Source organism: Sporosarcina luteola (assembly GCF_023715535.1).
GTDB classification, from domain to species: domain Bacteria; phylum Bacillota; class Bacilli; order Bacillales_A; family Planococcaceae; genus Sporosarcina; species Sporosarcina luteola_B.
On the sequence record NZ_JAMBOI010000060.1, the window covers coordinates 1 to 417 of the forward strand.

The following is a 417-nucleotide window of genomic DNA, read 5'->3' on the forward strand; positions in this document are numbered from 1 at the left end:
GCCAAAGGGTTTACTTAAGTAGTCATCGGCGCCGGCATCCAGGGCGGCAATTTTGTCATGCTCTTCGCTACGCGCTGACAGGACGATAATCGGCATCTGGCTCCACTGACGCAGGTCGCGAATAAAATCAATGCCGTCACCATCCGGCAGGCCGAGATCGAGGATCGCGAGGTCGGGCTTACGGGTGGCGGCTTCAATCAGCCCACGCTGCAGGGTTTCCGCTTCAAATACGCGCATGCCGTCGGCTTCCAGCGCGGTGCGCAGAAAGCGTCGGATAGCGTGTTCGTCTTCGATAATCAGAACGTTAATCACAATTCCTCAGGTAGCTCTTCCAGTTCAGGGGGCGTTTCTCCCGGCAGTGTAACACGGAATGAGGCGCCGCCCTCGGGCCGGTTGCTGGCGGAGATGGTCCCGCCG

Annotated in this window: 1 protein-coding gene; it reads right to left on the reverse strand. The window is 59.2% G+C overall.

The features are described 5' to 3' along the window. Positions 1-312, reverse strand: a 312-nt coding sequence (locus M3191_RS18310; RefSeq protein ID WP_251701744.1) for a response regulator, incomplete at its 3' end; no start/stop codon positions are given. Positions 313-417 lie beyond the last annotated feature (105 nt).